Consider the following 13,786-nt stretch of genomic DNA (forward strand, 5'->3'; position numbering starts at 1 on the left):
TCTGGTGGTTATTTAGCGGTCGAAATTACATATACCATAGATTGTGTACAATTTAATATTAGAATTATTACCTAACCCAGATTAAAATTAAGTCCAAATGCTTCGTTACCAAACAGTTACATACATAAATGTTTTTTTAGCTCGTTGCCTGTAAGTCAGTGGGTTAATGCTTGAACTATACCGAATTAAGCGAACAGGGCACATTAAAAATGGTGTTCCACGGCGATAATTATCATAAATAGGTTGCATTGCCTAATAATTCGGAGGCGTCTTTCCGCTTTGCCTTACCTTTGCCGCAACATCGAGTTCACTATGAATCACACATATGTTGTAATAATGGCAGGCGGCGTTGGCACACGCTTTTGGCCGTTCAGCCGTACGAGTTATCCGAAGCAATTTCATGATGTGCTGGGCACCGGTCGCACGCTGCTTCAACAAACCGCCGACCGCTTCGAGGGTATTTGCCCGGCCAGTAATATCTACATCGTCACCAGCGATAAGTACAAAGACCTTTGCCAGCAGCAATTGCCGCAGCTCACCGACGATCAGGTGCTTTGCGAGCCAGTGGCACGGAATACGGCCCCCTGCGTGGCGTATGCCTGCTATAAAATCCTTCAGCAGGACCCTGACGCAAACATTATAGTGGCCCCCGCCGATCATATCATTCTGAAAGAAGAAGCCTTCCGTGACACCATCCGCACGGCACTGGCGGCTACGGAAGGCAAAGACGTGCTGGTGACACTCGGTATCCAGCCCAGCCGCCCCGACACAGGCTACGGTTACATTCAATACCTGGCCGACTCGACCAATGGTGCCGGGGGTAGCGTGAAGAAGGTAAAAACCTTTACCGAAAAACCACATCTCGAACTAGCCCAGCAATTTGTTGAGAGTGGCGAGTTTGTCTGGAACGCAGGTATCTTCGTCTGGAACGCAAAGTCTATTCGCAAAGCGTTTGAGCAGTATCTGCCTGAGATTGCCGAAATATTTGCCGAAGGGGATAACGTGTATTATTCCGACAATGAAACGGCTTTCATTCACAAAGCCTATTCGTTGTGCAAAAGCATCTCGATTGATAACGGGATCATGGAAAAGGCCGACAATGTGTACGTAGTCCTGAGCGACTTTGGCTGGTCGGATCTGGGTACGTGGAAGTCGCTCTATGAAGTATCGGATAAGGGCGAAAACCTGAACGTGATCGATGGGCACATTCTGCTCTACGACACAAAGAACTGCATCATCAAGACGCCCAAAGACCGGCTCGTGGTTGTGAATGGCCTCGACGGCTATATTGTAGCTGAGTATGATAACGTACTGATGATCTGCCGCAAAGACGAAGAACAGAAAGTGAAAGAATTCGTTGCCGACGCCAAAGAGCGGGGTAATGAGTTCGTCTGATTCTGTTCACCGTTGCGCTGCTGATCAGCAGCGCAACGGTGAACAGAATCAGACTGGTAAATACACGTTGAAAGTTGCGCCCTGACCGAGTTGGCTGTGTGCGGCAATGGCTCCACCGTGGTTTGATACCACTTTCTCGCAGATAGCCAGACCGATACCAGTGCCGGCATAGTCGTTTTTACTATGCAGACGCTGAAACACCTGGAAGATTCGATCGGCGTATTTTTCTTCGAAACCAATGCCATTATCAACTACCGAGATCCGGTAATAAGCGCCCGCCGTTCGGGTAGGACTTACAGAAGGCGGTAGATCGGTTGCCATGATCAACTTGTTGCTTATCCGAACGAGTGGAGCCACCGCAAGGCCGAGAGCGCTTGTTTGTCGGAATTTCAGCGCATTACTGAGTAAATTTTGAAAGAGCTGCCCCAACTGCATAGGATCGCCTAATACGGTTGGTAAAAGATCGACCTTGATTACGGCGCCCGTCTCCTGAATCAGTATGTCGAGGTCGGCCAGAACGCTGTTGACCACGTCGTTTAGGGAAACCAGTACCAGTTCGTCTTGCCGGGGAAGAATGCGTGAGAAACTGAGCAGATCCCGAATCAACGTCGACATTCGGAGGGCTGCTGCCTGCATACGCTCCAGATAAGCCACACCATCGCCCAGTTGATCGGCGTATTGGGTCTGTAGCAAGTTGCCAAACTGCTGTACTTTCCGCAAAGGCTCCTGTAGATCGTGCGAGGCCACATACGCGAACCGCTCCAGGTTGGTATTCGACCGAATGAGCATCTCGTTGGATTCGTGCAGGTCTTCATTCATGGCTATGTACTCTTCGTTGATACTGGCGTACTCTTCGTTGAGGGCGGCCAGTTCTTCGTTGGTCGCCTGCAAGTCCCGGATGGCGGCGGCCAGTTCTTCGGTTCGCTCGTTCACCTGGCGTTCCAGCGCGAGTTGTACCCTGCGTTGGTCGGTAATATCCCGTGCAGTACCGCTTAGGTGTACCGGATTGCCGTTGGCATCGCGGAATACCTGCGCCTGCGCATGAATGATACGTACCTGGCCCGTAAGCCGGTTAACGATGGGGTGCTCATTCTCATAAATCCCCGACGAGTTTGGGGCGATAGCTGCTTCTATTGCTTCGCCTACAGATTCGCGGTACTCTTCAGGTAGCGGGTTATAGGCGTCATCCAGCGCCTTGGTCGATTCTGAGAAGCCAAGCCAGTCCATGAATCGTTGCGAATAATGGAACGTAGCGGCCGGAATGTCCAGGCTCCAGGTGGCCAGTTCAGCCAGTTCAACAGCGCCTCGTAGCGATGCCTCGGCTTCTTCGATCTTTTTGCGGGCCATAACCCGTTCAGTAACATCGACAGCCACGTTCAGGATGGCATACACTTCCCGTTTTTCGTTCAGCAATGGCTGATAGGTGAAGGTGAACCAGTAGGCCTGCAAAACGCCGTCGACAACCAGATTAGCCTGTTGCTCATCAGACTGATAAGCGATGCCCGAGTTATACACCTGCTCGAGCAAGCCAATAAATGGTTGGCCTTCAAGCTCTGGTAAGGCATCGGTCAGTTTCATGCCAATTACGGCCTGGGTTTTTCCCCACACCTTAATCATGGCGTCATTGGCCGTTTCTATAATCAAGTCGCGGGTGGCATAAACGGCCGTTGCAACCGGCGATTCTTCGATCAGGGTCCTGTATCGCTTTTCACTATGCTCCAGATCACGCTGCCTGGCTGGCGCGTTAGCCGTTTCCAGGCAGGTAATGAGTACCCCAGCTATCTGTCCGGTGTCGTTATACGCCGGGCTATAGCTGAATGTTCCGTATGTATGTTCCAGTCGGCTATTCTGAAAAAACGGAATCAACTGGTTTTTATACCAGACAGGTTCACCCGTTTCGAGTACTCCGTCGATGAGCGGGCCAATAAAACCCCATAGTTCCGGCCATACCTCCCGGCCCGGTTTGCCCAGCGCCGGATGCTTTCCCTGAGTGCCCAGACCAGGCCGAAAGGCGTCATTATAGAAACAGATAAGGTCTTTTTCCCAGAACAGGAACATGGGAAAAGCCGAGTGGAGCACAAGTGCTATGGTTGTGCTCAGACTCGGCGACCATTGGTCGGGTGTGCCAATCGAGGTGCCCGACCAGTCATACTGTCGGATCATTCCTCCCATTTCGCCCCCGCCTTTCAAAAAAGGGTATTCGTTTGTGGCAGTTGTCGTCTCCAAGGTGCAAAGCGTCTTTCCCTGTTTGTCTCTTTCTGTGTTTATAAAGGCTGACAGTCATTTAAGAAGCTATTGGCTGCCTGTTATGGCCTAAAAGGAAAGCACCAGAAGTTAACAAGATGGACTAAGTGTGTGTTTAAAAAAGGGGACCATCTGTAGTAGGTTGATTAAAAAAAGTCTTCTGTGTGCAATTTGACGTCGGCCCACCGACCCGGCCATCGGGTATTGTGCCGGGAACGTACCTGAGTTTTGATACCTCTTCTTCCGTATGGCAGCATTGAAACAAGGCACTCAACGTGGCGAGATCGCACCAGAGCTGGCTCAGTTCAGGACGAATAAGATCATTCCTGCGGTGATTGAAGGGAATGTGCTCATGGCGCTGTCGTTTTACCCTGAGTTGAAAAACGTAGCGATTCAGTTCGTCTTCAAACAGGCTATAAAGTCCTCGGTCATGCAGGCACAGCCCGTATTCAGCAGTCTGTTGAACAGCCGCAAAAACAGGTCGTACCGGATCAATATCAGCGCGCTGTTCAAACTGACACATACGGCTATTCCCATTCATCAGTTGCCCGACGCCATCATGATCGGCTGGATCGGTCACGAACTGGGGCATATCATGGACTACCAACAGCGCAGCAATATGGGTATGGTTGGGTTCGGTCTTGGGTACGTGCTGTCTTCTGCCTACGTGAAAAAAGTAGAGCAACTGGCTGATCAGTATGCCGTACAGCACGGATTGGGCCACTACCTGATTGAAACAAAGCGGTTTATCCTCGACCATGCCGAGCTGCCGCAGGCCTACAAAGATAAGATCGCCCGCCTGTACGTGTCGCCCGAAGAGATTGTGGAGCAGGTGAAACGGCTCGAAGAAGAGAAAGTGGCCGCTCAGAAAAAAGCGCTATGAGAAGGAATACAGTGTATGCCAGTTACGCCATATCGCCAAGATATAACGTAACTGGGGCAGAACTATGAAAGGCTACTGACATACTGGTCGAACTCCAGAAAGTCGGCCTCCTTCATTACTCTGGGAATCTTTGTTTGCCCGCCTAGTTTTTTGACGTCTTCGCTCCATCGGTAGACATGTTCGACCGGAATAACATCGGCCTCTACACCTTTCAGCGATTTGCTGCGGGCCACTTTGTAGTTCTTGTTCAACTCGCATAAGGCCGCATCCAGCGAGGCGGCAAACGTCTGCCCATCCACCACCTTATTTGAGCCAATCACCCATTTGTTGATGTACTCGCCCTCTTTCCGAATGGCCGACACCACAAATTCTTTGATTTCAACGTCAAACTGTTGCTGCATGGCTTGCATGGCCTTATTCATCTGATGAACAGATAATTGCTCGCCCACCACGTTCAGGAAATGCTTGGTTCGACCGGTAATTTTTATCTCGGCCCGCTGCTTGTCGGTGATCATGACCGTATCGCCGATCATGTACCGCCACGTACCTGAAACCGTGGAGATCAGGAGTACATAGTCAACATTTTCCTCGGCTTGTTCCAGCGATAGAATGGTTGCATCCTGCTTCACCCGCCCTTCTTCATCCATATTCTCGTCCAGGAAAGGGACAAACTCGAAGAAGATGCCATTGTCGACGATCAGTGCCATCGACGAGGTGTCGGGCCGTTTCTGCGTGGCCAGGTATCCTTCCGACGTCAGGTACGTGTCGATGTAGATCAACGGCTTCGCCAGTAACGTTTCCAGGCTTTTTCGGTACGGGTCGAGCGCCACACCGCCCGATGTGTAGACCTGTAGGTTGGGCCAGATGTCATGGATGGTCTTTAGCCGGTTGTGGGCGATTACTTCTTTGAGCATCATCTCGATCCAGGACGGAATACCGCTCAGACTACCAATATCCCAGGTCGGTGCTTCCGCTGCAATTCGCTGCACCCGTTCGTCCCAGTCGGTGATCGACGCAATCTCGACGCCCGGTTTATAATAGCCTCTGAACCAGGCCGGGATGTTAGCCGCGCTGATGCCACTGATCTCTCCCTCCTGATGATCGTCTTTCTCAATAAGGCTTACGCTGCTACCGAGCATCATGATCTGCTTCTCGAAAAAATCGGCGGGCAGGTCGAAGTTCTTCAGGCTCATAACCTGCTGTATGCCCGCTTTCCGAATCGAGTCGAGCATATCGTCGGTCACCGGAATTGATTTGCTGGTGCTGGTGGTTCCGCTGCTTAGGGCAAAATACGATTGCCCGCCGGGCCAGGTCACGTTCTGATGCCCTTCGAGCAGATAATGCCACCAGTCGGCATACATTTTATCGTAATCATGGACGGGAACGGCCTGTTGAAAAGTCGACACGATGTCATCGCTAGCCAGTAATTCGCTGAAATTGTGCTTTTTACCAAAGGCAGTGAGCCGGGCTTTGGTGACAAGCTTGCGCAACTCCTCACGTTGCGCTGTTACCGGATCTGGCTCTGACGTGACGAATCCATAAACATCAATTGCTCGTTTGAGGAGCTCACCAATAACTGCCATACGTACCTGAATCGAATAGTGGTTCCATTGGCTAACCCGTCAGGCTGAGCATTGTTGGTTATTGTTCGTATAAGGCACCGGCTGGTATAACCAACAAAAAAGCCCTCAACGGGCTCATTTGACAATTCCGGTAAGTGATTTCCGCTGGCTCAATGCGCTACGTCGGCCCGCAACTTCTCTTTAAGAAATTGAAGATTACTTATTAATGACTGATAATCAGATATTTATATATTATAATAGCTGTGAGGTACAAATAAGGAGCAAAATTGCCAAAACATCAATGTTCCCAACTATACCTTACTCTCGGTGGGCGTAATACAGGAGTGAAATACATCATTTCAAAATTGGCCTACCGAATGGGGGAAAGAGACTATCTATATGAGACAAGCTTAAGTTTTTGGCATAAATTAGTGTACTGATTTGATACCATACCCTTTCGCAATTGATGGTTACTATTGATTATCTCAAACATGCCCGTGAATCAGAGGATCACGTTGAATTTAAGGAGGCTAAAGGAGGAAGCTATTCATACAACGGAGGAAGCAAGTTGACGCCTAGAGATAGGAGGCACTGTATACTAGGCTACGTGGTTGCACTAGCTAATGAGGGTGGTGGGCGTTTAGTCTTAGGAATGGCTGATAAATACCCTCATCTAGTGGTCGGTACAAGTCAATGCCTTGACGGATGTGGTAAACTAGAGCAAGATATTTATAATGACTTACGGATTAGAGTTGATGTTTTTGAGCTGTATGAGAACGAAAAGCGCGTACTAGTTATAGAAATACCGTCTCGTCCTACAGCTAAAATTTATAAGTTTGAAGATGTGCCCTTAATGAGAGTTGGTGATGAACTTCTTCCAATGTCTGATGAGCAATACTTGAAAATTATTCAAGAGCAGGAACCTGATTTTTCTCAAAAAATTAATCAAGACTTGAGTATTAGTGATCTTGATGTCTTAGCGATAAGAGCTATGAAGGATTACTATTCTGAAAAAAATAATAACCAGCTTTTTCTAACATTGCCAGATAGTCAAGCACTTAGAGACTTAAAGTTGATAACTGAGTCTGGAGAAATTACAAACGCTGCTTTAATCTTGGTTGGAAAGAAGGAGTCTATACAAAAGCACTTACCCCAGTCTGGTATATTTTTAGAGTATCGAAACGTTGTTGGTCAGATAACTTTTGATAATCGGGATTTTTTTCAGGGACCATACTTCCTGATTATTGATGATATATGGGATCGAATCAATGCAAGAAATGGTAAGGTGCCTGTTCAACAGGGGCCTTTTATTAAATTCGATATTCCATTTTTCAATAAAGAGGTTATTCGTGAAGCAGTTAATAACGCTATTGCTCATCGGGATTACCGTAAAAACAGTGAAGTTGTTATAAAGCAGTATCCTTATCAATTAATTATAACTAACCCTGGAGGATTCCCCCCGGGTGTAAACTTGGAAAATATAATCACAGTAGCCAGCACTCCTAGAAATAGGCGCTTAACAGATGTTATGGCGAGGACTGGAATAGTAGAAAGGTCTGGACAAGGAGTTGACAAAATTTTTTATCAGTGTTTATCTGAGGCAAAATCTGTTCCAGATTACACACAATCTGATGATTTTCAAGTTGAACTTAAACTATCTGCTGTCGTAGAAGATAAGGCCTTTGCGTTATTTATCAACCATATTCAAGAAGATAGAAACGATGGAGATAGAGAACGATTATCTGTTCAAGAGATAATCGTTCTTAATCAAGTGAGAAAAGGAGTTCATAAAGACTTGATCTCGAGACATATAGCTAACAAGCTACTTAATGACGGATTAATAGAAAAAATTGGTAATACAAGTAGACAATTCTATCGTTTACCTAAAGCTTATTACGTTTTTATTAATAAAGAAGGAGAGTATACTAATGCTGCAACTGTAGATGAGACTCATGCAACAATGTTGATAATGAAGCACTTTGAGTCTTTTAATCAAGCCTCAATGGGCGATTTTGTTAGCTTTTTGGGCAGATTTATGTCAAGGGAGCAAATAAAGAGGTTAGTATATACCTTAGTCAAACAGGGTCAGTTAGAGCAACTTAAAGCTCAGAGAGGTACAAAATACATTATTAGTGAAAGGGCGATAGCTGGTAGGAAAGTTATTAATAGGGCAATAGATATTGGACTTGAGGAAATGCGCAAGAGAGGGGAAATAGGGTAGTTACACAAGAACTTGTGCAAAATACACAGCAATCTGTGCAATTGATTGATTTTCAGGTGTTTATGTTGAACATAAAATGCACATGAATTGCTATAGAGATGCAACACTTTAACTCACACAGAAAGAAGGAAGTTACACATAAAATACACATAGATTTATCAGATCAGACACAACTATCTGAAATACAGGTGATTGTCATAGAGTAGAGTGAACATGTTTATGTTTTTAACAATGTATCTTAGATGGATAAGCCTGATATCAGTTACTTTGATTCTAAGTTGAAGTGTAATGATCTTCGTATATCATTGTATTTCAGAGCAACAGTATATCTTTAAATTCATACCGATATCATAGGCTCAAAGTATTGGGTATGTCCATTGTGAGATTTGTTATCGATGGTTCCTTTGCAACTCGAGCGTATTATCTCCGGTGGCCAGACGGGTATCGATCAGCTCGGCCTCGAAGTCGCCCGCTCGCTGGGCATTCCCACCGGTGGGGTAGCGCCTAAAGGCTACCTGACCGAGGCTGGTCCAAACAGCTCGTTACGCGAATGGTACGGGCTCACCGAACACGAGTCAGCGAACTACCCACCCCGCACCCGTAGTAACGTGCAGCAGGCAGACGGTACGCTGGTGCTGGGCCAGTTGACTGGCGGGACGAAGCTGACGGTAGACGCCTGCCTGAAGGCGAGTAAACCCTACCTGGTGAACCCAATTGCGGATGAGGTACGGGCCTGGCTGAATGAGCATCGGATCAAGATTCTCAACGTAGCCGGTAATCGGGCAAGTGCCTTGTCGGCCGAGCAGCTAACGCACTATCGGAGACTGTTGTACGAGGTACTGATGACCAACCAGCGGTTAGCCGTACTGTTTCAGGAACGCCCCGCGCAGTGGGGTCTGCGGGGAGATCCCTTTCTGTGGGATGAACTCGAGCAGGTAAGCAGGACGCTGGTGCTACCCAAGACAACGCAGGAGTTGAATCGGCTACTTCTGTTGCTAATTGGCAACTTAGTCGGCGAAGACTTGATACCTGGCAAATATATTCCTGTAGCCCGATACAGCTTCGGTGGCATGAGTAGCGGCATATTGAACGCTGATTTCTGGCTGGAAACCGTAATTCCCATGTTGCAAGAACGATTAATAACAAAGCTACTGCCAAGAAACTGAATCAGCGTTTTTGCAATACATAAGCCGAGAAGCTTTATGTCTGTTTGACTCCTGTGTAGCGACTTTGGAGCCAAGTGTTAGCAGAGGCTTATTTTAAGCTAAGCGACGGGTACCTAAATACAATTGATAGATTTGTCCTTCAATCACTTTCGAAACTTGACTTAATCTCTATGACAATCATTCAGCGTTTACCTCTCTTAACCGTCCGACGGGTCGCGCTTCACACCATAATTGAAAAAGGAAATAATGATACATGCGCCACTGTTGAACATGATCAGGAACTATTGAGCGCATCCGATGAGATCATAACAATGCTACTGGGTAGGGTTGTTGAGGCTGCTGGGCGACAAACAAAATCATTTTCGCTTGAGATTGCGCATTCTCAACAAGGCTCATTCTTTGACCTTTGCGAACCGATTAAGACACAAACCGATCAAGAGTTTTTACGCACTTCTAGCCAGCTTGCCGAAAAGCTAGCAGCCGCTCAGACACATAATCGGATACCTAGTGGGTATTTCGTAATGCTTGATTGCTCAGACCCTTCAACTCAATTAGGTCAATACATTGTTATAAAAGCTGAGCTAGACGAGGTTATACACGTTACTCGTGAGAATAATGTAACAAGACTTGAGTTGTTGAAGAAGGTATTTTTCGGTAGCGCTAAGAAGCTGTATAAAATCGGTATGCTATTTGAGCGTCCACAAGCTCAGGGGCCGCTTCCCAATGATCGTTATGAATGTATCTTGTTTGATGATCAATTCAATGATGACAAAAAGCCAGCCGAGTATTTTTACAGTAACTTCTTGGGGTACTCAATTGATAGAAATGGTAAGATACAAACGCAGCGGTTCGAGCGTCTCGTTGAATCTTTCGGTCGTGATCATATTTCTGATGACCGACGTTTGCAAGATTGGGTCGATGCGCTTCGCGTCGAACTTCGGAGCCAAGATAGTTTGATTGATCCCATGAGTTTTGGGCATCGTCATTTGCATGATAGAGACTTAGAGGATCAGTTCCTTGCTCAAGTGGTTAGTCAACTCCCACAGGCAATCCCAAAAGATACGTCGCTGATAAGCCGTCGTCTTAACCAGCGCAAAGTAGATTTCCCAGACAAGATAATAGTAAGTGGACCTTCGGATGACTTTGACGATAAAGTGAAAATCATCCCTCCCGGTGAGTCTCTCGATCCACTATTCGAGGAGGAGGGTGAGGAAGTAACTTACACGTATATCCGTATAGCAGGCCGTCCTTATCCACGCAAGCGTCGCTGATATGGACGAGCAGCAGTTACGAAATGCTTTTCGTGGTATTAAGCTCAACTTGGAAAGTTGGGGTAAGCGGGTCGATCAGATAATAAAGGATGTTTTGGATCCTTTGGCTAGCATCCATCGAGTGCAAATCGGACCGCAATTTCGAATAAAAGATGAAGATTCATTTATTGCAAAAGCCCTGTACCGTAACAAAGATTATTCGGACTACTTGCTCAACATAGAAGACAAGATTGGTACTCGTGTGGTTATGTTGATGTCTGAGGATGTAAGTGCAGCCGCTGATCTACTAATGCAATACCAGGGGTGGTCTTGTAAGGTAGGAAAAGATCATAGAAACGAGATCAGCCACCTGCCTAACCTATTTGATTATCAGTCGATTCATCTTACTGTTTGGCCCAAAGAAAACACTTCCGAATTCCCTGAAAATGTCGTAAATTTATTGACCTGCGAAATACAGATTCGTACTCTTCTTCAGCATGCGTATGCTGAGGTTAGCCACGATAACGTATACAAAGGCCCATATAAAAACGACAAAGGAATTCAGCGAAAGTTAGCCAAATCGATGGCCCTGATGGAGTCAACAGACGACTACTTTTGCGATATTTTTAAGCTAATGACAAATGAGCAGCGACCAGACCAACTCTTTTTGGGGGAGTTGACGAAACGATTTCGCAGGCTCAAACCGCAAGCTGAGCCTGCGCCGATAGATACGACGATTACGGACTTAATTTTTGGCTTACTTTCTTCTAAACAGGTATCGCCTGCCGATATAGACAAGTTCCTTGATGAGCGAGGTGAAGAAGTTGTGCCTTACATAAGGAAAAACGACTCTTTACTATTTAATCAGCCTATTATATTGCTCGTTGCATATTACCTTCTCTATAACCAGCGATTTATGGAGGAAAATTGGCCTTTGAATCGCAATGCTTTACAAAGTGTTAAACGTGGTTTTGGATATGGTTATAATTAAATATAAAGCAAGTAGTTGGAGTTGAAGAGTTTGACTAGCACCAACTGCTTGCTTTATTTAACCGTCAATATATCCTTCCACCTGGTCGTATATCGCCTTGACATCCACTGCTGTTTGTGATGCCAGGTCAGATCGTAGCCCGCTGCGGCGAGTCTGATCTTATACCGACTATAGTGTCCCCTATCAAGTGGACTACCACTGTTAGAGCGGGTAACTTAATCAATCTGGCCGAGGCTATGCTTATAGCTTTCCCCCACGGGTATGATTGTGTCACCAATCGTAATGCTACTCTTATCGGCCAGATGAACGAAGGACTTGTTGACTAAATAGGATCGATGCACCCGAAAAAAAGGGGGAGAGGGTAATAGCTGGGTCAAGTACTTCATGGTCATATGCGTTAAATACTTACCGTTGAGAGTGCGCAGTAGGACATAATCCTTGACTGATTTCGCGTACAACAAGTCAGTGTGCGCTATTTTCACTAGCTGGCCGTCTATTTTGAAGTAGGTGTACGCTTTGGGTACCGCTAGCTGAGGAGGATGGAGTTTTAATAATTTGGTTATGCCTCGGCAAAAGCGCTCATAGGAAATTGGCTTCAGTAAGTAATCAATGGCGTCAAGTTCAAAACCGGCCATCGCATACTCCGCAAAGGCGGTCGTAAAAATGACGGCTGGCGCTGCCCTTAAGGATTTAATAAAGTCCAGGCCGTTGATGCCGGGCATTTTGATATCCAGAAACAACAGGTCTACCGGCTGATGATGCAACACCTCGAAAGCTTGCAGGGCGCTGCTACAGGACTGAATCAGTTGTAGGGCAGGCGTACGGTCAATGAAGTTTTCCAGCACCTCCCGCGCTAAGGGCTCATCGTCCACAATAAGACAGCGAATCATGCGATGCGTAGGGTCAAGGTTACCTGATAGGTCGTCGGAGTGTCCTGGGTGTCGATCTGGTAGTGGCCAGGATACAATAAGTCAAGGCGTTTATAAACATTGGCTAGTCCTACCCCTCTATCGCTCCCTGCTCGTCGGGTATCAGGTTTACTATTCTCGACGGCCAGCACTAACTCGTCTTCGGTTTGACAGAGGATAACGTGGACAAAACCCTTGTCCGTTTCCTCTTCCAGACCATGCTTAAAGGCGTTCTCCACAAAGGGTAACAGCAGTAGGGGCTCAATTTGGTAAGTGGGGCAAATGCCCTGCACCTCAAAGTGAATCTGACTAGTGGGTGGATACCGAATCCGGGCCAGTTCGATAAAACCGCCCAAAAAGTTAACCTCTCCCTGGAGAGGAACGGTTTGCTGCGCGGCTTGGTAGAGCACATACCGCATCATTTCTCCCAATCTGGCTATCATGGGTGCTGTTTCGGCGGATTGCTTCAGGGCCAGGGCGTAAATGTTATTGAGTGTGTTAAAGAAAAAATGAGGCTGGAGCTGGGCTTTCAGGTAGCCGAGTTCAGCTACCAGTTGCTGTTCGGTTAAGGCCTTGAGTTGAGTCGCCTGCGTCAAGGACCGGACCAGAAAAGCCAGGCCCAGCAGCGGAATGATCGCTGCGATCAACAAGTAATTGATGGGGAAGCCGATTATAGGCCGCTTCAAACTACGCAGTGCCCGCCGCCGCAGGTCGTCGGCGACAAAATCGGCCTCGGAGACGGCCCAGTTGATGACGTATTGATTAAAGATATGATAGACCACCACGAACCCGAGCGTGGCGAGTAGGATGCCCACCAGATTACGCTGGAAGACGTAGCGCTTTAAAAACCCCCAGTAGTATAGCCCATAGGGAAGGAGTTTTAAAAAGTCGGTTACTACCCGGTAGCCCAAACTTTCGGTAAACTTCCTGACATCATGTTCCTCATAGGTGCTGTACTCTAGATCACTGATGAGCGACAGGCCATAGCAGAGAAAAAGCAGGAAGAGACATTCTAATCTGAGGTAAGGGCGGCTTAGTATACGGTGGCCAGTATCCATGCCGAAAAGTAGGCATTTCCGATTAGGCTACCCACTTAGCCTTCCCGCGTTTCGACCAACCTCCCTTTTTTTTAGACTAAGCCCGTCCCGTCGCTCCTGGTCGAAATT

10 protein-coding genes and 1 pseudogene are annotated in these 13,786 nt (G+C 47.1%); 6 read left to right on the forward strand and 5 right to left on the reverse strand.

The genetic code is table 11. The features are described from left to right. Positions 1-312: 312 nt before the first annotated feature. Positions 313-1,395: a mannose-1-phosphate guanylyltransferase gene (locus ACFE8Q_RS00890; protein ID WP_375443463.1), complete on the forward strand. Its 1,083-nt coding sequence runs from the start codon at positions 313-315 to the stop codon at positions 1,393-1,395. 48 nt (positions 1,396-1,443) lie between these two features. Here the strand turns inward: ACFE8Q_RS00890 and ACFE8Q_RS00895 are convergent, their stop codons facing one another. Beyond that, the gene (locus ACFE8Q_RS00895) at positions 1,444-3,621 is read right to left on the reverse strand and encodes an ATP-binding protein (protein ID WP_375443464.1); all 2,178 of its coding nucleotides are present in this window, start codon (positions 3,619-3,621) and stop codon (positions 1,444-1,446) included. A 265-nt stretch (positions 3,622-3,886) separates the two neighbouring features. On the opposite strand from ACFE8Q_RS00895, the gene ACFE8Q_RS00900 reads away from it, so the two are divergent. Continuing rightward, positions 3,887-4,522: a hypothetical protein gene (locus ACFE8Q_RS00900; protein WP_375443465.1), complete on the forward strand. Its 636-nt coding sequence runs from the start codon at positions 3,887-3,889 to the stop codon at positions 4,520-4,522. A 62-nt stretch (positions 4,523-4,584) separates the two neighbouring features. On the opposite strand, the gene ACFE8Q_RS00905 is transcribed toward ACFE8Q_RS00900, so the two are convergent. Continuing rightward, the gene (locus ACFE8Q_RS00905; RefSeq protein WP_375443466.1) at positions 4,585-6,105 is read right to left on the reverse strand and encodes a GH3 auxin-responsive promoter family protein; all 1,521 of its coding nucleotides are present in this window, start codon (positions 6,103-6,105) and stop codon (positions 4,585-4,587) included. Positions 6,106-6,550: 445 nt separating this feature from the next. Between ACFE8Q_RS00905 and ACFE8Q_RS00910 the strand changes: the two genes are divergently transcribed. The 4 genes from ACFE8Q_RS00910 to ACFE8Q_RS00925 all read left to right on the forward strand — a co-directional run bounded on the left by ACFE8Q_RS00910 (position 6,551) and on the right by ACFE8Q_RS00925 (position 11,712). Further along, complete coding sequence (locus tag ACFE8Q_RS00910) at positions 6,551-8,305, forward strand: ATP-binding protein (RefSeq protein ID WP_375443467.1); 1,755 nt, start codon at positions 6,551-6,553, stop codon at positions 8,303-8,305. Positions 8,306-8,700: 395 nt separating this feature from the next. Then, on the forward strand, positions 8,701-9,471 hold the full coding sequence (locus tag ACFE8Q_RS00915) for a YpsA SLOG family protein (RefSeq protein ID WP_375443468.1): 771 nt from the start codon (positions 8,701-8,703) through the stop codon (positions 9,469-9,471). 170 nt (positions 9,472-9,641) lie between these two features. Then, on the forward strand, positions 9,642-10,742 hold the full coding sequence (locus ACFE8Q_RS00920; RefSeq protein ID WP_375443469.1) for a nucleoid-associated protein: 1,101 nt from the start codon (positions 9,642-9,644) through the stop codon (positions 10,740-10,742). A gap of 1 nt (position 10,743) precedes the next feature. Then, complete coding sequence (locus tag ACFE8Q_RS00925) at positions 10,744-11,712, forward strand: GTP pyrophosphokinase family protein (RefSeq protein WP_375443470.1); 969 nt, start codon at positions 10,744-10,746, stop codon at positions 11,710-11,712. Between the two features lie 53 nt (positions 11,713-11,765). Here the strand turns inward: ACFE8Q_RS00925 and ACFE8Q_RS00930 are convergent. From ACFE8Q_RS00930 to ACFE8Q_RS00940, 3 genes and pseudogenes are all read right to left on the reverse strand, one after another. Then, a pseudogene (locus ACFE8Q_RS00930) lies at positions 11,766-11,876 on the reverse strand (DUF4113 domain-containing protein); the annotation flags it as partial. A 51-nt stretch (positions 11,877-11,927) separates the two neighbouring features. Beyond that, on the reverse strand, positions 11,928-12,602 hold the full coding sequence (locus ACFE8Q_RS00935; protein ID WP_375443471.1) for a LytR/AlgR family response regulator transcription factor: 675 nt from the start codon (positions 12,600-12,602) through the stop codon (positions 11,928-11,930). Further along, positions 12,599-13,678 (reverse strand): sensor histidine kinase, encoded by a 1,080-nt coding sequence (locus ACFE8Q_RS00940; RefSeq protein ID WP_375443472.1) that lies wholly within the window; start codon positions 13,676-13,678, stop codon positions 12,599-12,601. Before ACFE8Q_RS00940 ends, ACFE8Q_RS00935 begins: the two co-directional genes overlap by 4 nt. Positions 13,679-13,786: the final 108 nt, after the last annotated feature.

The organism is uncultured Fibrella sp. (assembly GCF_964250085.1).
Classification (GTDB): Bacteria; Bacteroidota; Bacteroidia; order Cytophagales; family Spirosomataceae; genus Fibrella.

Bases quoted from the DNA above. Each gene is read 5' to 3' on its own strand.
- ACFE8Q_RS00905 (WP_375443466.1), bottom strand. From the start codon at position 6,105: ATGGCAGTTATTGGTGAGCTCCTCAAACGAGCAATTGATGTTTATGGA.
- ACFE8Q_RS00920 (WP_375443469.1), top strand. From the start codon at position 9,642: ATGACAATCATTCAGCGTTTACCTCTCTTAACCGTCCGACGGGTCGCG.
- ACFE8Q_RS00915 (WP_375443468.1), top strand. From the start codon at position 8,701: ATGGTTCCTTTGCAACTCGAGCGTATTATCTCCGGTGGCCAGACGGGT.
- ACFE8Q_RS00935 (WP_375443471.1), bottom strand. From the start codon at position 12,602: ATGATTCGCTGTCTTATTGTGGACGATGAGCCCTTAGCGCGGGAGGTG.
- ACFE8Q_RS00900 (WP_375443465.1), top strand. From the start codon at position 3,887: ATGGCAGCATTGAAACAAGGCACTCAACGTGGCGAGATCGCACCAGAG.
- ACFE8Q_RS00925 (WP_375443470.1), top strand. From the start codon at position 10,744: ATGGACGAGCAGCAGTTACGAAATGCTTTTCGTGGTATTAAGCTCAAC.
- ACFE8Q_RS00910 (WP_375443467.1), top strand. From the start codon at position 6,551: ATGGTTACTATTGATTATCTCAAACATGCCCGTGAATCAGAGGATCAC.
- ACFE8Q_RS00940 (WP_375443472.1), bottom strand. From the start codon at position 13,678: ATGGATACTGGCCACCGTATACTAAGCCGCCCTTACCTCAGATTAGAA.
- ACFE8Q_RS00890 (WP_375443463.1), top strand. From the start codon at position 313: ATGAATCACACATATGTTGTAATAATGGCAGGCGGCGTTGGCACACGC.